Source organism: Exiguobacterium aurantiacum (genome assembly GCF_024362205.1).
Taxonomy (GTDB): Bacteria; Bacillota; Bacilli; order Exiguobacteriales; family Exiguobacteriaceae; genus Exiguobacterium; species Exiguobacterium aurantiacum_B.
Genome location: NZ_CP101462.1, coordinates 1,961,097 through 1,986,183, shown reverse-complemented (window position 1 = coordinate 1,986,183; position 25,087 = coordinate 1,961,097). Strand labels below are relative to the sequence as shown.

Below are 25,087 nucleotides of genomic sequence, written 5' to 3'. Positions count from 1 at the left end.
TCTGTAATCTGATAACAGATGTTATAACCAGGTACTAAAAAAGGGGAGTTTACGATGTCAATCTATCCAACGTTAACGAATAAGACGTATGTCGTCATGGGAATTGCCAATAAACGCTCGATCGCGTGGGCGATCGCGAAGACGCTCGACGCAGCAGGCGCGAAGCTCGTCCTCACGTATGCGGCCGAACGGTTCAAGTCAGGTCTTGAGTCGCTCGCGGCCGATTTGAACGGGGAAGCGCTACTTTTAGAATGCGATGTCACGAACGACGCCGCAATCGATACGACGTTCCGCACGATTCACGAGCAAGCAGGGCCGATTCAAGGAATCGCCCACTCGATCGCCTTCGCGGACAAGGAAGCGCTACGCGGCGAGTTCTCGGAGATGACACGCGGCCAGTTCGCGCAAGCGCTCGATATCTCGGCGTACAGTTTGACGGCCGTCGTCAAAGCAGCCAAGCCTTATTTCGCACAAGACGCGTCGGTCATCACGCTCACGTATCTCGGCGGTGAGCGCGTCGTCCCGAACTACAACTTGATGGGTGTCGCGAAAGCGGCTCTTGACTCGAGCGTCAAATACTTGGCGAACGAATACGGACCTCACGGCGTCCGCGTCAACGCGATCTCGGCAGGACCGATTCGTACGTTGTCAGCGAAAGGTGTCGGCGACTTTAACAGCATCTTGTCTGAGCTCGAGCAGAAGGCGCCGCTACGCCGCAACGTCTCGGCAGAAGAAGTGGCCTCGACGGGCTTGTTCTTGTTGTCGAGCATGGGCAGTGGTGTGACGGGAGAGGTCATCCACGTCGACAGCGGATATCATATTTTGTAAATCTAGGGAAAGGGCGCAGCGATGCGCTCTTTTTTGTATTATCTGGAACCGATTTGGGGTAAGGACCTGTAAAGGAGGTTGGAACATGGGTCCTTATCAGATTGATTTCACGGTCGTCCAATATGGAAATCGCCAAGTTCAACCGACGGAACGGGCGAATATCGAGCCGGTCACGCGGATTCAACGTGTTCAACGAATCCGGCCGCGCCAAGAAGAATGGCTAGAAGCTGAACAACAAAACAGCCCCGGTCGATTTGTCGACCGGAGCGTGTAATCTTATCCTCGGAACCGGAACGTCTCATAGACGTTCCATGTTTCGTTTTCGAGCTCATACATGACGGCCATCCGATTGATTGTTTCCTCGAAATGAACCTGCTCCATGCGCATCCGTTCGAGCACATCGAACAGTTCAGCATCGGTCAAATCTTGTCCGATGGTGATGTGCGGAAGAAACTCATATTTTGGAGGCTGGTTGAGGAGACCCTCGTGAAGTTTGTCCTGAAGCGCTGACAGTTCGCGCGTCGGCAACACTTTTAAGTAAAGGACGTTATTCGTCGGTGCGAACGAGCGAACCCCATCGATTTTAAGTTGAATCGGTTTGGTCGAGTCCGCGATTTGTTGCAAATACTCGAGCACTTTCGGTAAATCGGCTTCGTCAATCTCGGTGCGTTCTTTGATCGTCACGTGTGGTGAAATCAAGGCGTACTTCGTATCGTATCGCTTCCGATACGAGTTGGCGAAGTCTTGAACTTGTTTTGATGGAAATAAGACTACCCCAATCTTCATTCCAGTTCCCCCTTTATAAAGTGGTCTACTTTTTTATGATGACCGATTTATTGAATGAAGTCAAAGCGGGCTTAGTCTTTTTTTCGAGTTTTCAGTATAATAGAGATTGAGTACTTCGAGAGAAACCTTCTCGAGATGAAAGGATGTGTAGCGGGAGTGTTCCCGCCTAAATGATGAAACATGTACCACACTCACGAGACGTACGCGAGGCCGCACGGGCCAGATTGATTGAACGGGGTGTATCGATTGAGTCGATCGCCGAGATTGTCTATCAAATGCAGGCGCCGTATTCGCCCCACTTGTCATTGAAAGACTGCACGGAATCGGTCGAGGCCGTGTTAGATAAACGAGAGCTCCAACATGCGATTCTCGTCGGATCAGAACTTGATATTCTCGCCGAGCGCGGTCAGTTATCCGAGCCCCTTCTATCGATTGTGGCGTCGGACGAAGGTTTGTTCGGCGTTGATGAGACGATTGCCATTGGGGCCGTCAACACATATGGTTCCATCGCCGTCACGACGTTCGGATACTTAGACAAAGCGAAAATCGGCATCATCAAGCAACTCGATACGAAAATGGAAGACGGACAAGTCCATACGTTCATGGACGACCTCGTCGGCGCAATCGCGGCGAACGCCTCGGGACGTTTGGCGCACCGATTGCGCGATATGACCGACTTTGGAGAAGATGAGATGCGGGAACGAAAAGGCTTGTATTGATGACACCGCGCTCAAACATGTTGGCGATCACCGGGGCGATTAGTTTCGTGCTCTTCTCGGTGGTCGTTGTTTTAGGTTGGGTAGTGCCGGTTGACCGGTTCGTCACGTCTGCGCTCGACCCGCTCGCCGGACCGCTGTTCGTCTATGTGACCGAACTCGGTAGCGTGAAGGTGTTGATCGGCCTGTCGTTCATCGGCATGCTTTATTTTTTGTGGCGGGGTGACCGGTTCGAGGCGTTCCGCTTACCGATCGTCGTCATCACAACGCTTCTTGTGACGCAAGGGTTGAAACTCATCTATGGCGTCGATCGGCCGTCGATCGATGCGGCCCTCGACGCGACGACGTACAGTTTCCCGAGTGGTCATGCCTCGGGGTCCCTCGCCTTGTATGGGCTGCTCGCCGTGTTGATGTATCGACGGAATGAGACCGTCGCTGGCTTGATCCTGCTCGTTACCCTGACGTTGGCCGTCTCGTTCAGCCGGGTCATTTTGAACGTTCACTATTTCAGTGACGTCATCGGAGGCTGGCTCGTCGCCCTTGTCATCGTGGCCGGGTCAGAAATAGTAAGGAGGAAACAACATTGATTCTCGTAACACAAGTCGAAACATGGCTATTTATGGACCGAGACCGGGCGGATGCGGCGGAAGTGCCGACGATCCTGGTCGAAAAGGATGCGTCCGGAGCCAAATCGTTCACGACGATGCGGACGCTGTTCCAACTGAAGAAGTGGACGGGGCAACATCGTTTCGTGCCGCTCTTGTCGTGTGATGAAGCGGCTTATCGTGCCTATGAGGTGTTTCATGTCGATGCGAAGCCCGCATTCGCCATCCTTGAATCGGGTCGCATGTTGATGAAGGATAATGAGCGGGATGAGGCCTATGACAACGCCCTTCAAGACGCAGGCGTCACGACGGACGGCGAGCAAATCGCGTTTGCGGCTGATTATCTCGAACGGGAACTCGGCGCACCGGTCATGCTCGCCATCGATGAACCGGTCGCGTCTCATCCCCGTGTCCCTGAAGACGTATTCGTACCGGGAAATGTGATGCAGACGAGTGAACGATTGTTTGGCTGGGCGAACCGACAACAAACGGAAAGAGGTGACGCGCAATGAATGAATGGGAACAAAAGATTCAAGAACTTCTCGACGGTTCGGTCGAAGAGTTACTCGTGCCAAAAGACGAGTTTTTAACGGTCCGTTCGCTGTTGATTGACAAAGGCTGGATGTTTGAAGTCGTCGGGGAAGCGAAACACGGGGGCGTCACGGTTTACCGGAAGAACGAGGCAGGAGCGATAGAGTGATTGACTTTAGATAGGGGAGAGGCGAGGGACACATGTGATCCTGCGCCTCTTTTTTCTGGACGCACGACGAGAGACAGAAGTTTGGGGAACACGTCCCGAAAACCCTGTCGTAAACGCTTACATAATTCAGGCGAAACTCGCTTATACTAAACGTGTAGGAGGCCACTACCATGTTACTAAATGAAAAGAGCAAGCGAATCTTGAGCGTCATCATGCATGAACGACGAGTGACGATTGAATCGCTCGAGCTGATGCTCCCGTATTCACGACGGACCATCGAGTATGAGCTGGAGCGGATTCAGGAATGGTTGGTCGATTGTGGACTGCCAGACATGCACACGGACGGGGCGAGGATTCAGTTGACGGTTACCCCCGAGCTGACGGAGCGATTTGAACAGGCTGGATTGATTTGGTCCGAAGAGGAGCGCGAGTTGTTGATCGTATTCTTCACGTTGGTCAACCGAGACTTTTTATCGGCGTTTCATTTCCAACAGCTCCTCGACGTCTCTAAATTCACGGTGCAAGAAAGTTTGAACGGTGTGAAACAAAGCGCGGCGCATTTCGGTCTCGATTTCGCCTATACCCGAAAGTCAGGGTATCACGTGAACGGACATCCGCAAACGATCGCCCTGTATTTATATCGAACGATTGAACGTCTCGTCACCCGTTCGACGAAGGAACGTCTCGTCAGTGCCGTGCTAGCGGATTGGGAGACAGAATATGAGGAGTTTCTTCACCAACTGGAAACGTATGAGACGGTTCGACAGTTTCGATTGGTCGAGAGCCATCGTGAAAAGCTCGCCTATTTCCTCTTATTTGGAAGCCGAATGACGTTGCCTGCGTCCACCGACGAAGAAGATCTCGTCATGGCGGAGAACACGGATGACGAGCTCCGACTCCATTTCAGTCAAATGGCTCATCTTTGGGTGACGCTCGATATGCTAATCAAGAGCGGACCAAAAGTCGAGGAAGAGATGGATGAGGCGACGCAACACGAATTAGCTAGCGTCATGATGGACGTGATCGAACGGTTCGAACTTCTCAGTTGCACGTTCATCATCGAGCGAGAAGCGTTGTGCGAGAAACTCGTGCTTCATTCGAAAGCGACGATGCAACGCGTCTATACAGGACTCGAGGCACCCGAAGAGCTCGAACGTTATGTCATGAAAGAACACCAAGTGTTGAACGTGCTCGTGGAGCGGTCACTCGAGCCGTTCCGGCAACGTCTCGGCAAAGACGTTCCGGCGACGGAAGTCATGTATTACACGCTCCATTTCGCTGCGCATCTCCATCAACAAGGACAGCATCTCGATGAGCAGATGAAAGCCATCGTCGTCTGTCCGAGCGGGATTAGCGTCTCGCATATGCTCGACCATATTCTAAAGAATCAATTTCCGGAGATCGTCTTTTTGCCGCCGATCTCACAGCGGGACGTCGAGCAATATGCGCCGCTCGTCGACTTGATTTTCACGACCGTCCCGTTGCCGCGAACGATTCATGAGTTGGCGAATGTGACACTCGTCCCGGCCTTGCCGACACGGCTTGAACAAATCCAGTTGAAGCGTCAAATCGAACAACGTTTTTTGAAACGGGGCGAGCCCGCCGCGATTCATCTCGACGACGTGTTGCAAGTCGTGAAAAAACATGCGACCGTCACGAACGAACGGCAATTGCGCCAAGATTTGCGGGCATTGCTGTATGCTGACACGACTCAAATTGTACACCAGGGGGGACAGCCGGTGCTGAATGAACTGATCACGCGAGAGAACATCCAAGTGTTGGACAAAGTCGACGATTGGCAAACGGCCATCCGTCTCGCGGCCAAGCCGCTCGAAACGAACGAATCGATTGTAACGAGCTATATCGATACGATGATTGACAACGTCGAAGAACATGGGCCATACATCGTCCTCATGCCGGATGTGGCCATTCCGCATGCCCGGCCCGAGGACGGGGTCCGAAAGCTCGGCATGAGCGTATTGAAAGTGGGGGACCCGGTCGTCTTTCCCGAAAATAAATCGGTTCGGCTCTTCTTTGTGCTCGCTGCCATCGACCAGACGACACATTTGAAGGCGCTCGCCCAACTGACGGAACTGCTCGGCAACGAGGAAGATTTGACGATATTGTTGTCGGCTCAGATGAGTGACGACATGTTACCGGTTATCAACAAATATTCTGAGGAGGAATAAATTATGAAAAAGATTTTAGTAGTATGCGGGAACGGGCTCGGTTCAAGTTTCATCATGGAGTTGAATGTGAAGAAGGCGCTTGATCAAATGGGTGCCGAGGCAGAAGTGTCGCACACGGATATCGCGACGGCGCGTACGGAACCGGCCGACATTTACCTAGGGGCCAAAGACATCATCGGAACGCTCGATGACGGGACACGTGAAATCGTAGCGCTTGAGAACGTCATGGACATCGAAGGGATCAAGGCGCAACTAGAAGGTAAACTGTAAACAACTTCGGGGGTCGGAAGGGGGAACAATGAATGCTTGATTTAATCATGCGAGACATATTAGGAACACCTGCCATCTTGGTCGGTCTGTTCGCTTTGATTGGTCTTGTGCTTCAAAAGAAAGATGTGGCATCGGTCGTCTCGGGCACGTTGAAGACGATCATGGGCTTTGTCATTATCGGGGCCGGAGCGGGTGTCATCATCGCGGCGCTTGATATATTCGGACAGATGTTCGACGAAGCGTTCAGTATTCGCGGCGTCATTCCGAACAACGAGGCGATCGTTGCGGTCGCTCAAGACGCGTTCGGCGTCGAGACGGCGATGATCATGGTGTTCGGGATGGTCATGAACATCGTGCTCGCCCGGTTCACACCGTTCAAATATATCTTTTTGACGGGTCACCACACACTGTTCATGGCGAGTCTGCTTGCCGCGATTTTATCGGTGTCAGGACTTGAAGGAGTCGTTCTCGTCGCGGTCGGTTCGGTGTTGCTCGGGTTATGTATGGTGCTCTTCCCGGCGCTTTTGCAACCGTTCGTCCGTCAAATCACAGGCTCAGACGACTTCGCGATCGGACATTTCGGTTCGCTCGGGTATTTCGTCTCGGGGACGATTGGCAAATATGCCGGTAACAAAGAACACTCGACGGAACACATTCAAGTGCCGAAGCAGCTCGGATTCCTGCGTGACACATCGGTCGCCGTCTCGTTGACGATGACGCTCTTGTTTGTGGTCGTGGCCATCTTCGCGGGTCCCGGTTTTGTCGAGAGTGAGCTATCAGGCGGTTCGAACTATATCGTCTTCTCGATCATTCAAGCGATTACGTTCGCGGCCGGCGTGTACATCGTCCTCGCCGGGGTTCGGATGTTGATTGCCGAGATCGTACCGGCGTTCAAAGGGATTGCCGACAAGATGGTACCGAACGCAAAACCGGCGCTTGACTGTCCGACCGTATTCCCGTTCGCTCCGAACGCGGTCATCATCGGTTTCTTGGTCAGCTTTGCGGCCGGGTTGATTTCGATGTTCTTCCTCCCGCTGTTCGGGCTCGCGATCATCGTCCCGGGATTGGTCCCGCACTTCTTCACGGGAGCGACGGCAGGCGTGTTCGGCAACGCGACGGGAGGGCGCCGCGGGGCAATTTTAGGTGCCTTCGCGAACGGCGTGCTCATCAGCTTCCTGCCGGCACTGCTCCTACCGTTGCTCGGGAACCTCGGCTTTGAGAGCACGACGTTCGGAGACTCGGACTTCGCGCTCGTCGGGATTCTCATCAGCTGGTTCGTCTCTTTGTTCACATGAATCTGAACACGAACGAAAGACCACGTCCGCTCGGACGTGGTCTTGTTGCTGTTTCAGGCGTTTGAAGCCAGTCTAATTTTTTGTCGTTTTAACTTGTGTAATAACCAGGCATGTAACACTTCACAAGAATGGTGAGGAAGGGTCAGTTCAACGAGTGGGTGTGACTGACCAAATATAGTGAAGCGCGAATGGTCCTCGTCGAGCATCGAGACTTGAATATCGGTCGCTTCTTGGAGCGAAATCCGTTGCTCGCCGGCTACTGCGTCTTTTAGTTTCAGCATTTTTCCATTCGTCGCAAACTTGGTGAACGAAGACATTCCCTGTACTTTCAGTTGTTCCATCTCGTGTATCTATTCATCCGCGTGATGAATAGATTTTCACCTCGCTTTCTCTATATTGCCTTCCATTCCTCCAGAAGGTTATTCCTAGTATACCGCCCTCGCTATAAAAGAAAAGACTTAATTTAACGAAAAATTAAGACAATTTGTTATCAATTTTTAAAAATAGTGTCGCAGGCGCGTCGTTGAGGGATTTAGGACGTAATCCTTATGGGCGGGATAACAAAAAAGAACCTGATGGAATCAGGTTCGACAAAGATTCGTGCAGGGATGAACTCAAAAGCGTTCGATTTCCCACGTGCGCCGACGATACGTCAATTGACCTTTCAGCGCGATCGATTCCTTTTTCGCATCGAAGTCTTCCTCAAGGACGGACATGTCCTCGTAACGTCCCGCGACATAGAAGGCGATTGACACTTGACGATTGAATAGGCTTCGTTTCGTATGGTCGAAATCGATAATCAAGCCTTGCGGAGATAACGCCAAAATCTCATCGATGACCGGAAGGGGAATCGGGACGAAGCTGATGTTACGGAGGTCTCGGTCGAGCTTGCTTTGCAATACGCTTTGGAGAAACTGGCTGATCGTCGACCAGTCTCTGATATAGAGGCTGCTGTGACGGTCATTCGACTCGTTGAAAAAAGCGATCTCGTTTTGAACCGAGTTGAGGAACGGTCCCTTCAAACCTCGTTCCATATGGCTGAGGAACAAAATCTCGGCGATCTCATGGTCCGATAACGATTCGAGCAGATGGTAGTCGGGAAAATCGATGGCAGTGAAGCTTGTTTGATTGTTTAAGTATTTCGTCGAGAACGTCGACAGTTCGTGCGCCTCGATATAGCGGAACCGGGTCCGGGACGATTGTCTCATCCCTTTTATGTCGGTACGACAGATAATCATCGGGCGGGAGAGTGCTAACGCCTCGGTGACATCGCTCAGTGTCACGCCGTGAAGTGTAAAACGTTGCAGTTCTCGGTCTTGTTTAATATAGAACAACTGTTTTGACATGTTTATCCCCTCAGTTCAAAGTCACTATAGTTTGATTTTAGCAAATCCCTATCGAGAGCGCCATGTTTGAGCGGTTCGGGAGGATTGAGATGATGGTTTTTTTGGGAAAATGGTTATAATTGAGGAAAAGAAGCAGAAAGGCGGATTCCATATGTGGGGGTTGAAAAAAAGTTTTCCCGAACTCATAACGAGTCGGTTCATCTTAAGAGAACTCGAACCCCGTGACGCGAGGGCGCTCTATGTGATCCTCTCGACCGAGGAAGTGATGCGCTATTACGGGTCCGATCCTTTATTGGCCGTTTACGAGGCGAAGAACGTCATCGCTTATTTCAAGGATCAGTTCCAGCAAGGCAAAGCGATTCGCTGGGCAATTTGTGACCGCGAGACGAACGAACTGGTCGGGACGATCGGCTTTCATAACTGGACGCCTCAATATTTTCGTGCCGAGATTGGTTTTGAAGTTGCGCCGAACCACTGGCGTCGCGGCGTCGCCCATGAGGCGGCATCGGCCGTCATCCGGCACGGGTTCGACGAGTTCAAGTTTCATCGCATCTCAGCGCTCGTCGCCCCGGAAAACGAAGGGTCGAACCGATTGGTGCAGAAACTTGGATTCACTGAAGAAGGGCTGCTCCATGATTACGCCTATAGTCACGGCCGTTTCATGGATTTGACGATGTATCGTCTCTTGAAAGAGGAATGGAATGAGAGGGAGGAAAGACGATGAGACAACTTGTGCTGTTGCATGGGCTATGTGGGTCACCTGACTATTTTGAAGAGCTTATCCCGTTGCTTGATGCGGAGGTGTATGCGCTGACGTTACCCGGGCATGCGGGGACCGAAGCCGGACCGGAGACGATGGAACAGTTCGCGGATTGGGTGCTTGCCGAGATGAGGCTACGGGAACTCGACCGGCCGATCGTGCTTGGTCATTCATTCGGAGGCTATGTCACGACAAATCTTGTCCGACGTTATCCGACCGAGCTGTCTGGCTTTGGCTTGATCCACTCGACGGCGGCGGCTGATCCGGAAGAAGCAAAAGCCAAACGGAATCAAGCGATTGAACGGGTGATGGAAGAAGGGGTCCATCCGTTCATCGATACGATGATCCCGAGCGTGTTTGCCGCCGATTCAGACCCGGCCTTGATTGAGCGCGCGAAACAGATCGGGTATGAGATGTCGAAAGAAGGAATCATTTCTGCGCAACTGGCCATCCGTGATCGGGCCGATGAGACGAAGACCGTTCGCGAAACGAGCTTGCCCGGATTATTCCTTTATGGGGACAAGGATCCGAACATGGACGCCGACCGTGCTTTCCTAGGAGCAGAACATCATACGAAACAGACCGTCCCCGGTAGCCATATGGGAATGATGGAACAGCCTGAACGAGAAGCGGAACTTATCAATGATTGGCTCAAGGAGGTGCGAGATGTCTAAATTCAAACTTGTCGCTGTATCGGGAAGTCTTCGAAAAGCATCTTTCAACACGGCGTTGCTGCACTCGATCATCGAGCTCGGTCGCGATCGCTTCGACGTCGAAATCATTTCAATCGAGATGCCGCTCTATAATGATGACTTGATCGACCCAAACGAGCCGGACGTCGTGCTCGCGTTCAAACAAGCCGTGCGTGAGGCGGATGGGCTCCTCGTCGTCACACCAGAATATAATCACAGCATTCCGGGCGTCTTGAAGAATGCGATTGATTGGCTGTCGCTTGAACCGGGCACGCCGCTCCGGGACAAGCCGGTCATGATTGCCGGCGCGTCTCCAGGGTTGCTCGGGACGGCGCGTTGTCAGATCCATCTCCGTCAAATATTTGCCACAAATCGGGCTAATGTTTTACCAGGAAATGAAATTTTCATTACGCATTGTAAAGAAAAGATTGATGAGAGTGGATTACATGATGAGCAGTCGCGTCAACAAATCGAACGAGTGTTATTGGAGTATTATAATTGGATTGATTTTTGGAAGCGGCACGCAAAAAATTAACTTGAAGTCGCCCTGATTGTTTGATAGAAATGAATTGTGAAAACAAACACAAAGGGAGCGACAGCAAAAATGGAAACGTATATTGAACTGTACAATGGCGGCGAGTTAGAGGACCGGGCAGTCATCAATGACGGGATGACGTTCGGCCGGGTCACAATCGTGGAATTATTCTATCAGACGGGCCATATTTTTGGATACGTCAAGGCTGATGGGGAGAAACGTTTCTTCCTCGAGCCGGTCGCCGGGGACGATACGTTTATCGTCGAAGGAGATCGTTATTCGCTCCAACAGTTCATCGCCCTATTTTGATGTTCACGACGCAAGCGACTCGCTTGCGTTTTTTTGTTGTTTTCGTCACGATTGAAGGTGAGGTGATGAGGATGAAACTAGTAGCAATTGAACCAACACCAAGTCCAAATAACTTGAAGATTATTGTCGAACCAGCGTTCACGGGTCGAGGCGTCACGTATGATAAGGCGAGCCCGGACATGCCGCCGATCGTCGTGGACATCGTCGGGTTGCGCGGGGTGAAGTCGGTCTATGCCGTCTCCGACTTCCTCGCCGTCGAACGCCATCCGAAGCATGATTGGCACGACGTCATGAACGAGATTCGCCGCGCGTTCGGGGAAGACGTGCCAGAAGTCGAGGCGAGCCAAATGGCGGCGGACTATGAACCGGTCCACGTCTCGGTCCAGTTCGTGCTCGATGTCCCGATGCAATTGAAACTCGTCAAAGGCGACTCGGAAAAACGGGTCGGTCTGTCGAAACGGTTCGTCGATGCGGCGCTCGACGTGCAAGCCCAAGTGAAAAACGTCATTCAAGACCGGCGCTGGGTCGAGCAAGCCCCGCGTTACGGCGAACTTGAGGACGTGAGTGTCGTCGCGCAAGAAGAGCTCGAAGCAGCTTATCCTGAAGAACGGGTCGCCCGCGTCGTCGCCCGCGCGTTCGGCCGGGAAGCCGACTATGAGGCGAATGCGAACCAATTGCAATCGGACGATTGGAAAGCGCGCTTGGCGTTCTTAGACGAACTCGAGATCGTCCCCGACAACATGGTGTACTTCCGCCGAGCGCTCGAGGACAAGGTGATGGCCATCCGTCGACAAGCGGTCGTCATGATCGGTATGTTCGAAGAGAATCGTGAAGAGTACGTCACGTATATCGAACAGGCGCTCGTGGACTCGTCACCGATTGTCCGGCGCACGGCCGGCGACACAGTATCGGATTGGGCGTTGCCGCAGTCGCAGCCGTCCATGATCGAGGCGCTCAAAGACAAGAGCAAGCTCGTCCGATGGCGGGCCGCCCGCTTCTTGTTCGATTGTGGGGATGAACAGGCGGTGCCTGGTCTGAAAATCGCCGAGGACGACCGTGAGTTCGAGGTCTCCCTTCAAGCTCGTCTTGCGAAAGAGCGAATCACAAGCGGTGAGACAGCGCTCGGGACGGTGTGGCAACAGATTTCGAATCGAACGAAGTAACAATCATTCGACAAACCAAAATTTAATCTATTTACAGTAACAGGGAAGAGAGGCGAATCATCACGCGATTCGTCTCTCTTTTCTCATGGATAATTTGATAATTCATCCAAATGACTAACAATCGATACCAGTTATTCGACAGTTGGGTAAACGGGTCTTTAGCCCTGTCGAACGATGGGACGTTATTCCTTGCGAATCGTTGATACACTAAACGTATCTTATACCAACAAAGGAGCCATACTCATGATGCTTTTTGCAGAAACACCAGAACTCGTAGCCTATAAGGAAGTCGTCGATGGTATGATCACGGTCATCTTTGAGTCGATTCACAGCGAGACGTTCTCGATCTCTGCACAAGTTCGTTCTGACATCGACGTCGCCGACGCGTTGTTCATGACTGGTTGGCAGCAATACGTCGAAAACGTCCAAGTTTCATAATAAAGGTGAATAATATACGTAAACCCATTACAAACGTCTGCACGAACGTTTACACTAGTGCTATAGACGTTTTTTTATTTTTCAGAGGAGAGTGGGATACGTGAAGAAAACTTGGTTATTGGCCATCGTCACGGCGATGATGTTGGTAGTGGCGGCGTGCGGCAAAGAAGAAACGAACCCGAGCGATGTGGACGGTAACGCGTCGACACCGCCTGCTTTATTAACGCTTGATACAGGCGTGAGCTACGATGCCGAATCGAAACAACTGTCGGCGACGGTATCGATGACAAACCCGAACGAAGAGCCGGTCAAAGTGACGTTCAACTCGTCTCAACGGTTTCAAATGACGGTCATGAACGGTGATACGACCGTCTTCGATTATGGCAGCGAGTATATGTTCACGGAATCGATCATCGAAGAGACGTGGGCGCCAGGCGAGAAAAAAGTGTTCGATGAAGTATTCCCACTCGCGCTTGAAGCCGGGGATTATACAGTCGATTTCGTTGGCCTGGCCCAAGTCGAAGGGGCACCTGAAATGGCAGTCACGGATCAACAGACGTTGACGGTCGAGGCGGCTGAGGCACCGGCGGAAGAGGGAACGACCGAAGAACCGTCGGAAGAACCGTCGGAAGAACCGAGCGAACAGCCGGCGCAAACGAACGGTGCATTCCGCGATGTGGCCATCAAATTGAACGGCAACGCCATCGACGTGTCTGGCTACACCGACGTCGAAGAGTTTGAGTGGAGTGTGTCGGACGGTCATAACCTTTATGCCCAAGGCGCGGCAGAAGTGACGAGCGGCGGCTTTACGTTCGGCGTCCTATTGGACGAAGAACCACCGGCTGGCAAGTCACTGTTCTTAGAGATGACACCGATCGGCGGCGACGTCACATCGTTCCGCATCCAATAAACGAACGACGGAAACTGAGGTTTCCGTCGTTTTTTTTCGGGAACAAAACAAGTTGACGGCATTCACGGATTGTCAGACAATTAGGCAAACCGATATCTGATAGGGAGGAAATTGAGTATGCAGCAACATATTATCGAATCGACACACGTCAAACCATCGATCAACCCGGCCGAAGAGATTCGCCTTCGGACCGATTTTTTAAAGGCTTATGTGAAACGGGCCGGGGCGAAAGGACTCGTCCTCGGTATATCGGGCGGACAGGATTCGACGCTCGCAGGTAAGCTCTGTCAGCAGGCGATGGAAGAGTTGCGTCAGGAAACGGGTACCGACTACACGTTCTACGCCGTCCGTCTACCTTATGGCGAGCAGCATGACGAGGATGATGCCAAACGTGCCCTCGAGTTCATCCGACCTGACAAGACGTTCACGGTGAATGTGAAGCCGGCCGTCGATGCCTCGGCTGAAGCGTTCGAGCAAGCGACCGGTCTTGAGCTCGGTGATTTCCATAAAGGAAACACGAAAGCGCGAGAGCGGATGAAGGTCCAATACGACATCGCCGCCACGTTCGGCGCACTCGTCGTCGGTACGGATCATGCGGCTGAATATGTAACCGGCTTTTACACGAAGCATGGGGACGGAGCGGCCGACTTGACCCCGCTCACAGGATTAAACAAACGCCAAGGCAAGGCGTTGCTCCATGAACTCGAAGCCCATGAGAGTTTGATCTATAAAGTGCCGACGGCTGATTTGGAAGATGACAAGCCGGGACTCCCGGACGAAGTCGCTCTCGGGATGACGTATGATCAACTCGATGATTACCTTGAAGGGAAGTCGGTGGACCCGGTCATCGCCGAACGGATTGAGACGATTTTCAAACGATCGCGCCATAAACACCATATGCCGGCCTCGCTCTATGACGAGTGGTGGCAGTGATCAGAGAGGACCAGCCCCCGGGTTGGTTCTTTTTGATGTACAGTCTGCGAGCCGTCCCTTTTGGCGCCCGTGCTTTCAGCAGGCAATCCCGAAGCCTCCTCGCGCCGATTCCGGCACTGCGGGGTCTTCGTCGGATTGCGTTCCTGCATGAGTCAGGGCGCCACGGGACGAATGGAGGAGACTTTCATAGTATCCAGGCCAATCGAAGCCATGGCCGGCAACCGAACTCCTAGGGGAGAGCGATGTAAGGATGACCTAGGAACGGAGGGTGCCGGCAAATGCAAAGTAATAAAAAGAACCGATCCATAGACCGGTTCCATTTTGACGAATTATCCATTAGCGCTTCGAACGTGTCGGCACGAATTGGATGAGTAAGATGAGCGTGAACGCGATCAAGCTGAGCAGCGGGATTGTGAGGAACCCGAAGTAGTTCACCCAACGAATCAAACAGTCGTTACTGCAGAACGCGTCACCGTTCGGGATGCGTTCGAGAACGACGTGATAGAGCGCGATCGCCCAACCTGCCCCGGCCATGAGACCGACGAACAGCCGATTGACCGCACGGTTTGAGACCATGACTGTCAAATAATAGATGGCGAGTGGATACATAAATATGCGTTGGAACCAACATAACTTACATGGCACGTACAGCATGATCTCCGAGAAATAAAGACTGCCGAGCGTCGCGACGGTGGCGACAATAAAGGCGAAATGATGACGTTGCATGGGATTTCCTCCTGACGATTCAAAACTAATCGACAAACATGATATGATACAGTGAAGCAATAACGTATCCAGTATACAATCTTTGAAACGATAGAGAAACAGGTGACGTCATGCAAGTATCAGAAGTGGAAGTGTTGATCGTCCTCGCCGAGGAGTTGAACATGCGCAAAGCAGCGGAGCGCTTATTCGTCTCCCAACCCGCGCTCAGTCAACGCCTCGTCACGATCGAGCACCAATGGGGCAAGAAAATATTCGTCCGTTCGACGCGCGGGCTCGCGCTCACACCAGACGGAGAAAAAATCATCGACTTCGCGAAAAAGATGTATAGCGAAGAACAGGAGCTGCGTGGGGAGTTGACGGCGCAACAAGGTGAGGTGTACGGTACATTAAAAATCGCCGTCGCGTCCATCATGGGGCAGTATTGGCTGCCTCGCGTCTTGAAACGATTCATGGAGCGGTATCCGTCGGTCCGGGTCAAACTCGTGACGGGCTGGTCAAGCGAGATGATGCGCTATATGCTAGAAGAAAATTTTCATATCGGTATCATCCGGGGGAATCCTGACTGGCGCGGCGAGAAGATGAAACTGTTCTCGGATTCGCTCCACTTGGTCGATATGCGGATGACCGATTTGAAACAATTAAAAAACAACGAGCGCTCATTCATTCAATTCAAGAGTGACTCGACGTATTATCAAGAGATTCTCGAATGGTGGCAGGAACGGTTCTCGAGTCCGCCGCTGACGACACTCGTTGTCGACCAAATCGAGACGTGCAAACAGATGGCGCTTCACGGAATCGGTTTTGCAATCTTGCCGGAATCAACGATCCGTGATGTCGAGGCGATCAATAAAATTCCGCTCACCTCGTCGAACGGGACACCGCTCGTTCGAGATACGTGGATGTTGTCGACCGAGTCGATGCTCGAGTTGGCACAAGTGAAGGCGTTTTGGGAAATCGTGGATGAAGTAACAAAGGAGAGTGTGGAATGAGTTGGGCAATTGAAGCAAGACGGCAGTTACATTTGATTCCAGAACGAGGCTATGAAGAGTTCAAGACACAGGCGACGCTTGAGGAATTGATCCGGTCCTTAAACTCGTCGCGGGTACACATCTCGCATTGGCGCACTGGCCTGTTCGTCCGCATCGACGGTCTCGTCGGGGAAAAGACGATCGGGTACCGGGCCGACATGGACGGCTTGCCGATCACAGAAGAGACAGGACTCGAGTTCGCCTCGGTCCATGAAGGGATGATGCACGCCTGTGGGCACGACGTGCACATGGCGATCGCCCTCGGGTTGATCAAACGGGCCGTCGAGGTGCCACTCGACCACGACCTCGTCATCTTTTTCCAACCGGCAGAGGAAGGTCCGGGTGGTGCCGAACCGATGGCCGTGTCGGAACTGTTCTATCATTTCCGTCCCGATGCAATGTTCGGCCTTCATGTGGCCCCTGAATATCCGGTCGGCACGATCGCCTCGCGTCCAGGTGTCTTGTTCGCGAGTGCGCGTGAACTGCATCTGACGATTCACGGGAAGGGTGGTCACGGGGCCTTCCCGCATGCCGGTATTGACGCCGTCATCGTCCAAGCTGCCTTGATCATGCAACTTCAAACGGTCGTCTCGCGTAATATCGATCCGATGGGCAGCGCCGTTATCTCAATCGGCAAGGTCGCGGCTGGCACGAAAGAGAATATCATCGCCGATACGGCAAAACTTGACGGAACGATTCGCGCGTTATCGGATAAGGAGATGGTCGTGCTCGAGGGACGCATCCGTCAAATCATCGCCGGGGTGGAAATGACGTACAACGTTCAAATCGACCTCGAGTTTGGCAATCGCTATCATGAGGTCGTCAACGATGAGCGCTATTTGTTCCAGTTTGAAGAAGTAGTCGAAGAGGTCGGGTATTCGTACAAAACGTGTGTCCCGGCCATGACCGGTGAAGACTTCGGATACATGCTGAAACAAGTACCAGGCTTCATGGTCTGGCTCGGCGTGAACGATATGGGTTCAGGGCTCCATCAATCGACGCTCAATCCGGATGAACGGGCCATCGATGTCGCCGTCGAACTGTTCGATCATTTCTTTAGAATGGCAATCATTAAATGAAGCGAGCGGACACGACGGTGTCCGCTTTTTTGTATGAAATGTGTTGAATTGTGCGTGAACAGTTAAAGATTTGGGAAAAAAGTAAGAGTTGTAAAGCGTCGATATTGTTAATCATGCTCAAATGTGAACATTTTGCGAACTCAAGCATTGAGACATTACAGCGCTATATAAAATCATTATGATAAGGGTATCCAAGGGAAATCATCTGTGATGTTGCGCGATAGACATTGGTTTTAAAGCGCTAGAGAGAGATAGGAGGTAATCAATAGATGTTTCAAGATCCTGTCCTGATGAGCCGGGCGTTAACGGCACTCACGTTGGGTTTCCACGTGATATTTGCCACAATCGGCGTCGGGGTTCCATTATTAATTTTATTGGCAGAATTTCTAGGCATTAAAAAGAAAGATCCGAAATATACCTTGATGGCACGTCGGTGGTCACGGGGGTATGTTGTCACCGTAGCGGTCGGTGTCGTGACAGGTACGGCAATCGGGCTCCAGCTGTCTTTACTTTGGCCGAACCTGATGCGGGTCGCCGGTCAAACGATCGCCCTTCCATTGTTCATGGAAACGTTCGCGTTCTTCTTTGAGGCAATCTTCCTCGGGATTTATTTGTACACGTGGGATCGTTTTAAGAACCCATGGCACCATATGCTCGTCGGGATTCCGGTCGCAGTCGGCGCCTTATTCTCAGGTTTCTTCATTACGACCGTGAACAGCTTTATGAACCAACCGGTCGGGTTTGATATCGTCGACGGACGGCTTGCCAACGTGAGCCCGATTGAAGCAATGTTCAGTCCGGCGATGCCAACGAAGATGGCACACGTCTTGACGTCGGCCATCCTGACATCAGCGTTCATTCTAGCGGCAATCGCGGCCGTCCAGTTGCTCCGTCAACGTCGGAACCAGCTCGACAAATTGTCAATCGAGTATCATAAAAAAGGTCTTCGCTTGACGATGACCGTCGCGCTCATCTTTGCGATTGCGACAGCCCTCGTTGGAGACTTCTCAGGTAAATACTTGGCGAAGTACCAGCCGGACAAATTAGCGGCTGCGGAGTGGCACTTTGAGACCTCCTCGGAAGCCGAACTCATCCTGGGTGGCTGGCTCGAGGAAGACGGGGAAGGCGGTTACGAAGTCCGTGGCGCCTTGAAGATCCCTTACGCCTTGTCTATCCTAGCGGGTGGCGTGCCGAACTACGAGGTGACCGGTCTTGATGAATTTGCGAAAGAAGATCAACCTCCACTATTCATCCACTATCTGTTTGATGCGATGGTCGGGATTGGGATGCTCCTCGCATTGATTTCATTCTTATTCGTGCTTGGACGCTATATCAAGCGACTGCCTCAATTCAGTAAACCGATGCTCATTGCAATCGCAGCGGGCGGTCCGCTCGCGATGATGGCCATCGAGTTCGGTTGGTTCTTCGCCGAGTTCGGACGTCAGCCGTGGGCGCTGTATGATTTGATGCGCACGAGTGAAGCGGCGACGACATCAGCGAACGTCGGATGGATGCTTATCGCCTTTGCGATCCTATATGCAGTTCTTGGCGTGGTCACGGTGCTCGTCTTGACTCGTCTGTTCAAGGACAACCCAGTAGGGAAAGAACTAAAACAATCGGAGCATCGCGGTGAAGCGATGTTCGCGGATGAAGTGTGATCGGAGGGTATGACATGCAGATTCAAGAATTAGGGATTGCCGTATTATGGACGTTTTTGTACGGCTATCTCATTGTCGCATCGATTGATTTCGGTGCCGGCTTCTTCGCTTTCTATAGTAAGTACACGAAGCGCGACCAAATGATCAACCGTCTGATTGCACGGTATTTATCACCGACGTGGGAAGTGACAAACGTGTTCTTCGTCTTCTTCTTCGTCGGGATCGTCGGGTTCTTCCCGGATACGGCATACTACTATGGGACAGCGCTCCTCGTCCCGGCCTCGGTCGTATTGATTCTGTTGGCGATTCGCGGTAGTTTTTACGCGTTCGCCAACTATGGTTCAAAAGAGAGTACGTTTTACATGTTCTTGTACGGGGCGACGGGCCTCTTAATCCCGGCCTCGATGTCGACCGTGCTCACGGTCAGTCAAGGCGGGTTCATCAACGAGACCGAGTCGGGCGTGTTCTTCGACGGCATGAAGTTGTTCACCAACTTCTACTCTTGGACCGTTGTCACCTTGGCGATTGTGTCGGTGCTCTACATCAGTGCGATGTTCCTATTGTTCTATGCGGACAAGGCACGTGACGTCCAGGCGGTCCCGCTCGTTCGGAAGTGGGCCTTGTTCTGGAGCGTGCCGACGATTATCGCCTCGGGCCTCGTCTTCTTCGGGTTGAAGTCGCAGGCGGCTTGGCATTATGAGAGTATTTTGGCAGGCAACTGGTGGTGGTTCGCCGCAAGTTTCATCTTCTTCATCGTAGCGGTCTCATTCGTCTACTTGAAGCGGAACTACGGCCTCGCTTTCTTGATGGTCATGGGTCAGTTCTTTATGGCCTGGTTCGGATACGGCTATACGCATTTGCCGTATATCCTCTATCCGTACATCGACATCAACGGAAGCGTCGTCAACGAGTCGATGGCCATCGCTCTCGTCGTCGTCTTTATCCTCGGATTGCTCTTGCTCGTACCGGCGTTGTATCTCTTGCTTCGTCTGTTCTTGTTCGACAATGATTATGTACGCGGAAAGCGTTCGAGTGGGAAAGCGTAAAGACCGGAATCGTCCGGTCTTTTTTTGTATAGTTTTTTTAAGGGGAATCGGTTACACTGTACGAAGAATCGGGAACAGAAACAGCGTAGGAAAGGGATGTATGAAATTATGACAGGTGAATTTGCAGTCATCGGATTAGGACGGTTTGGCGGCTCGATCGTGCGTGAACTGTCGGCGAACGGGTATGACGTGTTGGCCATCGATGCCGACGAAGAACGCGTCAACGAGTTTATGGGACTGGCCACGCACGCGGTCATCGCCGATACGACGGATGAGAACGTATTGAAGAGTCTCGGGATTCGTAACTTTGAACACGTCATCGTGGCAATCGGAGAAAACATTCAAGCCTCGATTTTGACAACGCTCATTTTAAAAGAGCTCGGCGTTCAAATCATTACCGTGAAGGCGACAAACGATTATCACGAGAAAGTGTTGCGCCGCATCGGAGCCGACAATATCGTCCACCCGGAACGCGACATGGGTGTCCGGATTGCGAACGGGTTGATGAGCCAAAGCATCCTCGACTACCTCGAACTCTCGAATGAGCATTCGATCGTTGAAATCAAAGCGTCGGACAAGCTGTCGAACAAGTCGCTCATCGACTTGGACCTCCGTGCCAAATACGGCGTCAACATCGTCGCCGTCCGCCGCGACGACGACGTCATCATCTCCCCGCAAGCCGACGAGATGATTTTGCCAGAAGATATCTTGATCATCATTGGAAAAGATACAGATTTGGACCGACTCGAACGTTCACTTCGGTCCAGATAAAAAACGAGAGGCGCGCGCCTCTCGTTTTTGATTAGATGAGCTTCATTTGTTTTAAGCCATACGCGATGCCGTCCTCAAGAATCGACTTCGTCACGAAGTCGGCGACTTCTTTTGCCTCGGTACGGGCGTTGCCCATCGCGATGCCGGTCCCGACATATTCGAGCATCGCCAAGTCGTTCAAGGCATCACCGAATGCGTACGTATTTTCGAGCCGGTAGCCGTTTGCCTCGATGAAGTGGCGGATGCCATCGGCCTTGCTCGCACCACGATTGATGACGTCCATGGCGTGCGGGTGCCAACGAATGAAATCGAATTCGCCGTATGCGTCTAAATAGTGATGTTCTTCTTCGGGCGTACAATATAGTAATGTTTGATAGACGGCTTGTTCGACGTGGAAGTTCGGTTCATAGGTTGGGATTGGCATATCGAGCTCTCCGAGTGACTGTTCGACGACGTGGTCGTTCGCTTTCGTCGCTCCGCCACGATCCTGACCGAGATAGACGAGCGTATGATCGTTCGAGCCGGCGTGTGTGGTCAGGCGGTGGAGGGCATCTGTCGGTAAAGCGTTTCGATAGACGACCTCGCCCTGATGGACGACGATTTGCCCGTTATAACAGACGAAACTTTCAATCCCGACTTGCGCTGGGATATCTGACAGCATTGCGGGCCCGCGCCCGGTCGCGATGAACGTCTCGACGCCGTTCGCGCGAAGTTGTTCGATGGCCGCAATCGTTGAAGGGGGGATGTATGACCCCTCGTGGAGCAATGTCCCATCGATATCAAAAAAGACTACTTTCTTATCTTCCATTGTTAGTCACCATGCTTTCTCTGTCTTCATGAAGTCAGTTTTATACTAAAAAGCATAACACGAAATCGAGAAACCGCCCTCAATCTAACGTCAATAGTGAAATATTGTCACATTATGAGCTATAATGAAGAAAGAATCTTACGGAGACATAATTTTTATGGCGAGAATCACTTATGTATCACATAGATGAACATCAACTACTTGTAGTAAGGAGAGATTAAATGAAGTTTGTAAAGAACCACCAAACAGCTGTGTTCGCCTTAGGCGGACTCGGAGAAATCGGGAAGAACACGTACGTCGTTCAATTCCAAGATGAGATTATTGTCATCGATGCGGGCGTCATGTTCCCGGAGGATGACTTGCTTGGAATCGATTACGTGATCCCTGATTACTCATATTTGATCAAAAACAAAGATAAAGTCAAAGGGGTGTTCATCACCCACGGTCACGAAGATCACATCGGGGGCATCCCGTTCCTATTGAAACAAGTGAAATTGCCGATTTACGCAACGAAACTCGCGCTCGGCTTGATTAAAGTGAAGCTAGAAGAGCATGGATTGCTCCGAGAAGCGGAACTTCATGAAATCGATGAGGACACAATCGTCAAATTCCGTAAGACGAGCATCTCGTTCTTCCGGACGACTCACTCGATCCCGAACTCACTCGGTGTCGTCGTCAAGACACCGCAAGGAAACATCGTCCATACGGGCGACTTCAAATTCGACTTCACACCGGTCGGCGAACCGGCTGACATCGCGAAGATGGCAGACATCGGGAAAGAAGGCGTCCTCTGCCTCTTGTCCGACTCGACGAACGCAGAAGTCGAAGGTTTCACGATGAGTGAAAAAGTCGTCGGTGGCACGATTAGCGAGACGTTCCGGAAAGCGGAAGGGCGCATCATCTTCGCCACGTTCGCCTCGAACATTTATCGTCTGCAACAAGTCGTCGATGCATGTGCCGAAACAGGTCGCCACTTGGCCATTTTTGGTCGTTCGATGGACAAAGTCATGACGATTGGGCAAGAGCTCGGTTTCATCAACGTGCCAAAAGGCATGATCATCGAAGCGAATCAAATGCGCAACTATGAGCCGCATGAAGTGGCGATTCTCTGTACTGGTTCGCAAGGCGAGCCGATGGCAGCGCTCAGTCGCATCGCCAACGGGACACACCGTCAAGTGTCAATCATTCCGGGTGATACGGTCATCTTCTCATCGTCACCGATTCCGGGGAACGCCATCTCGGTCGGGAAGACGATCGACCAATTGTATAAAGCCGGCGCCGACGTCGTCTACGGCAAATTGTCGAATATCCATACGTCAGGCCACGGTTCGCAACAAGAGCAATTGCTCATGATCCGTTTGCTCAACCCGAAATTCTTCATGCCGATTCACGGTGAATATCGCATGTTGGTAAAACACGCCGAACTCGCAGAATCGGTCGGCATCCCGAAAGAGAACAGTTTTATCATGGACAACGGGGAAGTGCTCGCGGTCGACGCTGACTCGGCGGCTATCACCGGCAAAATCTCGGCCAACGCGGTTTATGTGGATGGGAACGGCATCGGGGACATCGGCAATATCGTCTTGCGCGATCGCCGCATCCTTTCAGAAGACGGACTCGTGGTCGTCGTCATCAGCATCGACGGCAAGACACGCAAACTCGTCTCAGGTCCAGACATCATTTCACGCGGCTTCGTCTACATGCGTGAGTCGGGAAGTTTGATTCGTGACGGTGAGCGCTTGCTCAAAAAGACGGTCGAACAAGGACTGTCGAACAAGCAGATGAAGTGGTCGGAAATGAAGCAACTCGTTTCGGACACGCTCACGCCATACTTGGCACAAAAAACACGAAGACACCCAATGGTTCTTCCGATCATCATGGAAGTATGACCGAGCGGGCTGTAGGTGACTACAGCCCGTTTTTTAGAGGACTACAATATAAGGAGATGGTGCCGGATGGAACGACCAAAACGGAAGAAGGGGTGGGTGAAATGGGGGCTTGCCGCTTTTGCTTTACTTTTCCTCATCACGATGATTTACCATCAAGTCAAACCGTTGCCGGACGGCGTGTCACGCGCGTCGGAACCGGTCGCGATTTCCGATGACCAAATCGAATTTTTATATGATTTGACGTATCAAGGGAAAGACACAGAAGTGAACGAGCAAGAGATTTTTCAAGACGTCGAGCGGTCAATCCGCGAGGCACGGGAATATATCGTCATGGACTTTTTCTTATTCAACCCATATTCGAATGAAGACCGACAATATCCAGACATCACGGCCAGTCTATCATCGGCCTTGCTCGAACAGATGAAAGCCTATCCGGACATGAACGTCGTCTTGATCACCGATGAGATCAATACGACGTATAACGGTCATGCGGCCGACCATTTGGATGTGTTGAAGGAAGCGGGCGCCGAGATCGTCTACACGAACCTCGATGCGCTCCGCGATCCGAACATCTTGTACTCGACGCTATATCGCATCGGGTTCCAATGGTTTGGGGACAGTCAGAACGGTTGGTTGCCGAACCCGATGGCCAAATCGGCTCCGGAAATCACGATTCGATCGTATTTACGGCTCTTGAACGTGAAAGCGAACCACCGCAAAGTGATGGTGACCGAGAATGACGGTTTCGTCTTATCGGCCAATCCGCATGATGCGAGCGGATATCACTCGAACGTCGGGGTGCGGCTCGACGGTCCGATTTTAGCGGACATCCTTGAAGGGGAGGAAGCGATTGCGACGTTCTCGAAAGGGGACGCCGAACGCTTCCCGAGCGAGGAGAAACTCGCGAATCTGCGCGACGAGCCGTCGGAAGGGCCGATGCAAATTCGCTACGTTACAGAATCCAAGATTCAGGACGCCGTCGTCAAGGCGATGGAAGAAGCGGAGTCAGGCGATACGCTTTGGATCGGCATGTTCTACTTGGCCGACCGTAATATCATTCAAGCCATTCATGAGGCCGCCGAGCGCGGCGTCTTCGTCAAACTGATTCTCGATCCGAACACGAACGCGTTCGGGCGCGACAAGTCAGGATTGCCGAACTTGCCGGTTGCAGCGGAATTGAACACGGTCAATCCGGAACAAATCGAGATTCGATGGTACGAAGTCGGGGAAGAACAATATCATCCGAAGATGCTGTACGTAGAAGGGGACCGTCGCGTCGTCGTCATCGGGTCAGGGAACTATACGACCCGGAACATGAACGACTACAATCTTGAGGCGGACGTCGAAGTCGTCACGACGGAGGAGACAGCATTCATCCGCGAGGTCGACGGGTACTTCAAGCGTCTCTGGAACAACGAGCAGGGGACGTATACGCTCGCCTACGATGAGATTCAGACCGATTTGCCGATTGGAAAGTATGTGATTTATTGGCTCCAGAAACTCACCTGGACGATGACCTACTGACACAAGCCCGCCTTCCTGTGAAGGTGGGCTTTGTTGTGGATGGGTAACCTACTGGCATGACGACGAACAAAACCCGCCCTCAT

General features: G+C 52.0%; 29 protein-coding genes. 24 read left to right on the top strand and 5 right to left on the bottom strand.

Annotated elements, in window-relative coordinates; translation table 11 throughout:
- Positions 1 to 54 precede the first annotated feature (54 nt).
- Positions 55 to 828 (top strand): enoyl-ACP reductase FabI, encoded by a 774-nt coding sequence (fabI, locus tag NMQ00_RS10320; protein WP_255176621.1) that lies wholly within the window; start codon positions 55 to 57, stop codon positions 826 to 828.
- An 85-nt stretch (positions 829 to 913) separates the two neighbouring features.
- Complete coding sequence (locus NMQ00_RS10315; RefSeq protein WP_021066964.1) at positions 914 to 1,102, top strand: hypothetical protein; 189 nt, start codon at positions 914 to 916, stop codon at positions 1,100 to 1,102.
- A gap of 2 nt (positions 1,103 to 1,104) precedes the next feature.
- Here the strand turns inward: NMQ00_RS10315 and NMQ00_RS10310 are convergent, their stop codons facing one another.
- Positions 1,105 to 1,614 carry a YjcG family protein gene (locus NMQ00_RS10310; protein WP_255176620.1) on the bottom strand — a complete coding sequence of 170 codons (510 nt, stop codon included), beginning with the start codon at positions 1,612 to 1,614 and terminating at the stop codon, positions 1,105 to 1,107.
- 173 nt (positions 1,615 to 1,787) lie between these two features.
- On the opposite strand from NMQ00_RS10310, the gene NMQ00_RS10305 reads away from it, so the two are divergent.
- The 7 genes from NMQ00_RS10305 to NMQ00_RS10275 all read left to right on the top strand — a co-directional run bounded on the left by NMQ00_RS10305 (position 1,788) and on the right by NMQ00_RS10275 (position 7,389).
- Positions 1,788 to 2,333 (top strand): phosphatidylglycerophosphatase A family protein, encoded by a 546-nt coding sequence (locus tag NMQ00_RS10305; RefSeq protein ID WP_034779805.1) that lies wholly within the window; start codon positions 1,788 to 1,790, stop codon positions 2,331 to 2,333.
- Complete coding sequence (locus NMQ00_RS10300) at positions 2,333 to 2,917, top strand: phosphatase PAP2 family protein (protein WP_255176619.1); 585 nt, start codon at positions 2,333 to 2,335, stop codon at positions 2,915 to 2,917. Before NMQ00_RS10305 ends, NMQ00_RS10300 begins: the two co-directional genes overlap by 1 nt.
- A complete protein-coding gene (locus NMQ00_RS10295; protein ID WP_255176618.1) occupies positions 2,914 to 3,447 on the top strand; it encodes a hypothetical protein in 534 nt (177 codons plus the stop codon). The genes NMQ00_RS10300 and NMQ00_RS10295 overlap by 4 nt, the downstream gene beginning before the upstream one ends.
- Complete coding sequence (locus tag NMQ00_RS10290) at positions 3,444 to 3,635, top strand: hypothetical protein (RefSeq protein ID WP_255176617.1); 192 nt, start codon at positions 3,444 to 3,446, stop codon at positions 3,633 to 3,635. The genes NMQ00_RS10295 and NMQ00_RS10290 overlap by 4 nt, the downstream gene beginning before the upstream one ends.
- A gap of 170 nt (positions 3,636 to 3,805) precedes the next feature.
- Positions 3,806 to 5,824, top strand: coding sequence for a BglG family transcription antiterminator (locus NMQ00_RS10285; RefSeq protein WP_255176616.1), 2,019 nt, complete (start codon positions 3,806 to 3,808; stop codon positions 5,822 to 5,824).
- A 3-nt stretch (positions 5,825 to 5,827) separates the two neighbouring features.
- On the top strand, positions 5,828 to 6,094 hold the full coding sequence (locus NMQ00_RS10280) for a PTS sugar transporter subunit IIB (RefSeq protein WP_034776979.1): 267 nt from the start codon (positions 5,828 to 5,830) through the stop codon (positions 6,092 to 6,094).
- Between the two features lie 32 nt (positions 6,095 to 6,126).
- On the top strand, positions 6,127 to 7,389 hold the full coding sequence (locus NMQ00_RS10275) for a PTS ascorbate transporter subunit IIC (protein ID WP_255176615.1): 1,263 nt from the start codon (positions 6,127 to 6,129) through the stop codon (positions 7,387 to 7,389).
- 53 nt (positions 7,390 to 7,442) lie between these two features.
- On the opposite strand, the gene NMQ00_RS10270 is transcribed toward NMQ00_RS10275, so the two are convergent.
- The gene (locus NMQ00_RS10270) at positions 7,443 to 7,730 is read right to left on the bottom strand and encodes an FHA domain-containing protein (protein WP_255176614.1); all 288 of its coding nucleotides are present in this window, start codon (positions 7,728 to 7,730) and stop codon (positions 7,443 to 7,445) included.
- A gap of 273 nt (positions 7,731 to 8,003) precedes the next feature.
- The gene (locus NMQ00_RS10265) at positions 8,004 to 8,735 is read right to left on the bottom strand and encodes a hypothetical protein (RefSeq protein WP_255176613.1); all 732 of its coding nucleotides are present in this window, start codon (positions 8,733 to 8,735) and stop codon (positions 8,004 to 8,006) included.
- A 151-nt stretch (positions 8,736 to 8,886) separates the two neighbouring features.
- Here NMQ00_RS10265 and NMQ00_RS10260 point away from each other — a divergent pair, with 151 nt between their 5' ends.
- The 8 genes from NMQ00_RS10260 (at position 8,887) to nadE (ending at position 14,475) form a co-directional block, all read left to right on the top strand.
- Positions 8,887 to 9,459, top strand: coding sequence for a GNAT family N-acetyltransferase (locus NMQ00_RS10260; RefSeq protein WP_131433692.1), 573 nt, complete (start codon positions 8,887 to 8,889; stop codon positions 9,457 to 9,459).
- Positions 9,456 to 10,169 (top strand): alpha/beta fold hydrolase, encoded by a 714-nt coding sequence (locus NMQ00_RS10255; RefSeq protein WP_255176612.1) that lies wholly within the window; start codon positions 9,456 to 9,458, stop codon positions 10,167 to 10,169. The genes NMQ00_RS10260 and NMQ00_RS10255 overlap by 4 nt, the downstream gene beginning before the upstream one ends.
- On the top strand, positions 10,162 to 10,722 hold the full coding sequence (locus NMQ00_RS10250; protein WP_255176611.1) for an NADPH-dependent FMN reductase: 561 nt from the start codon (positions 10,162 to 10,164) through the stop codon (positions 10,720 to 10,722). The genes NMQ00_RS10255 and NMQ00_RS10250 overlap by 8 nt, the downstream gene beginning before the upstream one ends.
- Positions 10,723 to 10,791: 69 nt before the next feature.
- Positions 10,792 to 11,031, top strand: a complete 240-nt coding sequence (locus NMQ00_RS10245) for a hypothetical protein (RefSeq protein ID WP_034776991.1) — start codon at positions 10,792 to 10,794, stop codon at positions 11,029 to 11,031.
- Between the two features lie 71 nt (positions 11,032 to 11,102).
- A complete protein-coding gene (locus tag NMQ00_RS10240; protein ID WP_255176610.1) occupies positions 11,103 to 12,194 on the top strand; it encodes a virulence factor in 1,092 nt (363 codons plus the stop codon).
- Positions 12,195 to 12,437: 243 nt separating this feature from the next.
- Positions 12,438 to 12,632 carry a hypothetical protein gene (locus NMQ00_RS10235; RefSeq protein ID WP_021066980.1) on the top strand — a complete coding sequence of 65 codons (195 nt, stop codon included), beginning with the start codon at positions 12,438 to 12,440 and terminating at the stop codon, positions 12,630 to 12,632.
- A gap of 100 nt (positions 12,633 to 12,732) precedes the next feature.
- Positions 12,733 to 13,542: a BsuPI-related putative proteinase inhibitor gene (locus NMQ00_RS10230; protein WP_255176609.1), complete on the top strand. Its 810-nt coding sequence runs from the start codon at positions 12,733 to 12,735 to the stop codon at positions 13,540 to 13,542.
- A gap of 117 nt (positions 13,543 to 13,659) precedes the next feature.
- Positions 13,660 to 14,475 (top strand): ammonia-dependent NAD(+) synthetase, encoded by an 816-nt coding sequence (gene nadE, locus NMQ00_RS10225; RefSeq protein WP_255176608.1) that lies wholly within the window; start codon positions 13,660 to 13,662, stop codon positions 14,473 to 14,475.
- Positions 14,476 to 14,811: 336 nt separating this feature from the next.
- Here the strand turns inward: nadE and NMQ00_RS10220 are convergent, their stop codons facing one another.
- Positions 14,812 to 15,201, bottom strand: a complete 390-nt coding sequence (locus NMQ00_RS10220) for a disulfide bond formation protein B (RefSeq protein ID WP_255176607.1) — start codon at positions 15,199 to 15,201, stop codon at positions 14,812 to 14,814.
- 110 nt (positions 15,202 to 15,311) lie between these two features.
- On the opposite strand from NMQ00_RS10220, the gene NMQ00_RS10215 reads away from it, so the two are divergent.
- The 5 genes from NMQ00_RS10215 (at position 15,312) to NMQ00_RS10195 (ending at position 20,783) form a co-directional block, all read left to right on the top strand.
- Entirely contained in the window at positions 15,312 to 16,190 is an 879-nt protein-coding gene (locus tag NMQ00_RS10215; RefSeq protein WP_034776997.1) for a transcriptional regulator CcpC, read from the top strand.
- Positions 16,187 to 17,308, top strand: a complete 1,122-nt coding sequence (locus NMQ00_RS10210) for an N-acetyldiaminopimelate deacetylase (RefSeq protein ID WP_255176606.1) — start codon at positions 16,187 to 16,189, stop codon at positions 17,306 to 17,308. The genes NMQ00_RS10215 and NMQ00_RS10210 overlap by 4 nt, the downstream gene beginning before the upstream one ends.
- Before the next feature lie 269 nt (positions 17,309 to 17,577).
- Positions 17,578 to 18,966 (top strand): cytochrome ubiquinol oxidase subunit I, encoded by a 1,389-nt coding sequence (locus tag NMQ00_RS10205; RefSeq protein WP_021066986.1) that lies wholly within the window; start codon positions 17,578 to 17,580, stop codon positions 18,964 to 18,966.
- Between the two features lie 14 nt (positions 18,967 to 18,980).
- A complete protein-coding gene (locus NMQ00_RS10200; protein ID WP_255176605.1) occupies positions 18,981 to 20,012 on the top strand; it encodes a cytochrome d ubiquinol oxidase subunit II in 1,032 nt (343 codons plus the stop codon).
- A 108-nt stretch (positions 20,013 to 20,120) separates the two neighbouring features.
- A complete protein-coding gene (locus NMQ00_RS10195) occupies positions 20,121 to 20,783 on the top strand; it encodes a potassium channel family protein (protein WP_255178710.1) in 663 nt (220 codons plus the stop codon).
- Positions 20,784 to 20,814: 31 nt separating this feature from the next.
- Here NMQ00_RS10195 and NMQ00_RS10190 read toward each other — a convergent pair whose 3' ends face one another.
- Complete coding sequence (locus NMQ00_RS10190) at positions 20,815 to 21,591, bottom strand: Cof-type HAD-IIB family hydrolase (protein WP_255176604.1); 777 nt, start codon at positions 21,589 to 21,591, stop codon at positions 20,815 to 20,817.
- Between the two features lie 221 nt (positions 21,592 to 21,812).
- On the opposite strand from NMQ00_RS10190, the gene rnjA reads away from it, so the two are divergent.
- Positions 21,813 to 23,480, top strand: coding sequence for a ribonuclease J1 (gene rnjA / locus NMQ00_RS10185; RefSeq protein ID WP_255176603.1), 1,668 nt, complete (start codon positions 21,813 to 21,815; stop codon positions 23,478 to 23,480).
- Between the two features lie 66 nt (positions 23,481 to 23,546).
- Entirely contained in the window at positions 23,547 to 25,004 is a 1,458-nt protein-coding gene (locus tag NMQ00_RS10180) for a phospholipase D family protein (protein ID WP_255176602.1), read from the top strand.
- Positions 25,005 to 25,087: the final 83 nt, after the last annotated feature.

What these genes read in the sequence shown, in the direction of transcription:
- NMQ00_RS10215 (WP_034776997.1), top strand. Translation starts at nt 15,312, where the DNA reads ATGCAAGTATCAGAAGTGGAAGTGTTGATCGTCCTCGCCGAGGAGTTG.
- NMQ00_RS10190 (WP_255176604.1), bottom strand. Translation starts at nt 21,591, where the DNA reads ATGGAAGATAAGAAAGTAGTCTTTTTTGATATCGATGGGACATTGCTC.
- NMQ00_RS10205 (WP_021066986.1), top strand. Translation starts at nt 17,578, where the DNA reads ATGTTTCAAGATCCTGTCCTGATGAGCCGGGCGTTAACGGCACTCACG.
- NMQ00_RS10270 (WP_255176614.1), bottom strand. Translation starts at nt 7,730, where the DNA reads ATGGAACAACTGAAAGTACAGGGAATGTCTTCGTTCACCAAGTTTGCG.
- NMQ00_RS10245 (WP_034776991.1), top strand. Translation starts at nt 10,792, where the DNA reads ATGGAAACGTATATTGAACTGTACAATGGCGGCGAGTTAGAGGACCGG.
- NMQ00_RS10285 (WP_255176616.1), top strand. Translation starts at nt 3,806, where the DNA reads ATGTTACTAAATGAAAAGAGCAAGCGAATCTTGAGCGTCATCATGCAT.
- NMQ00_RS10305 (WP_034779805.1), top strand. Translation starts at nt 1,788, where the DNA reads ATGAAACATGTACCACACTCACGAGACGTACGCGAGGCCGCACGGGCC.
- NMQ00_RS10200 (WP_255176605.1), top strand. Translation starts at nt 18,981, where the DNA reads ATGCAGATTCAAGAATTAGGGATTGCCGTATTATGGACGTTTTTGTAC.
- NMQ00_RS10255 (WP_255176612.1), top strand. Translation starts at nt 9,456, where the DNA reads ATGAGACAACTTGTGCTGTTGCATGGGCTATGTGGGTCACCTGACTAT.
- NMQ00_RS10195 (WP_255178710.1), top strand. Translation starts at nt 20,121, where the DNA reads ATGACAGGTGAATTTGCAGTCATCGGATTAGGACGGTTTGGCGGCTCG.
- NMQ00_RS10280 (WP_034776979.1), top strand. Translation starts at nt 5,828, where the DNA reads ATGAAAAAGATTTTAGTAGTATGCGGGAACGGGCTCGGTTCAAGTTTC.
- NMQ00_RS10265 (WP_255176613.1), bottom strand. Translation starts at nt 8,735, where the DNA reads ATGTCAAAACAGTTGTTCTATATTAAACAAGACCGAGAACTGCAACGT.
- NMQ00_RS10220 (WP_255176607.1), bottom strand. Translation starts at nt 15,201, where the DNA reads ATGCAACGTCATCATTTCGCCTTTATTGTCGCCACCGTCGCGACGCTC.
- NMQ00_RS10300 (WP_255176619.1), top strand. Translation starts at nt 2,333, where the DNA reads ATGACACCGCGCTCAAACATGTTGGCGATCACCGGGGCGATTAGTTTC.
- NMQ00_RS10260 (WP_131433692.1), top strand. Translation starts at nt 8,887, where the DNA reads ATGTGGGGGTTGAAAAAAAGTTTTCCCGAACTCATAACGAGTCGGTTC.
- NMQ00_RS10180 (WP_255176602.1), top strand. Translation starts at nt 23,547, where the DNA reads ATGGAACGACCAAAACGGAAGAAGGGGTGGGTGAAATGGGGGCTTGCC.
- NMQ00_RS10250 (WP_255176611.1), top strand. Translation starts at nt 10,162, where the DNA reads ATGTCTAAATTCAAACTTGTCGCTGTATCGGGAAGTCTTCGAAAAGCA.
- nadE (WP_255176608.1), top strand. Translation starts at nt 13,660, where the DNA reads ATGCAGCAACATATTATCGAATCGACACACGTCAAACCATCGATCAAC.
- NMQ00_RS10275 (WP_255176615.1), top strand. Translation starts at nt 6,127, where the DNA reads ATGCTTGATTTAATCATGCGAGACATATTAGGAACACCTGCCATCTTG.
- NMQ00_RS10315 (WP_021066964.1), top strand. Translation starts at nt 914, where the DNA reads ATGGGTCCTTATCAGATTGATTTCACGGTCGTCCAATATGGAAATCGC.
- NMQ00_RS10210 (WP_255176606.1), top strand. Translation starts at nt 16,187, where the DNA reads ATGAGTTGGGCAATTGAAGCAAGACGGCAGTTACATTTGATTCCAGAA.
- NMQ00_RS10290 (WP_255176617.1), top strand. Translation starts at nt 3,444, where the DNA reads ATGAATGAATGGGAACAAAAGATTCAAGAACTTCTCGACGGTTCGGTC.
- NMQ00_RS10310 (WP_255176620.1), bottom strand. Translation starts at nt 1,614, where the DNA reads ATGAAGATTGGGGTAGTCTTATTTCCATCAAAACAAGTTCAAGACTTC.
- fabI (WP_255176621.1), top strand. Translation starts at nt 55, where the DNA reads ATGTCAATCTATCCAACGTTAACGAATAAGACGTATGTCGTCATGGGA.
- NMQ00_RS10235 (WP_021066980.1), top strand. Translation starts at nt 12,438, where the DNA reads ATGATGCTTTTTGCAGAAACACCAGAACTCGTAGCCTATAAGGAAGTC.
- NMQ00_RS10240 (WP_255176610.1), top strand. Translation starts at nt 11,103, where the DNA reads ATGAAACTAGTAGCAATTGAACCAACACCAAGTCCAAATAACTTGAAG.
- rnjA (WP_255176603.1), top strand. Translation starts at nt 21,813, where the DNA reads ATGAAGTTTGTAAAGAACCACCAAACAGCTGTGTTCGCCTTAGGCGGA.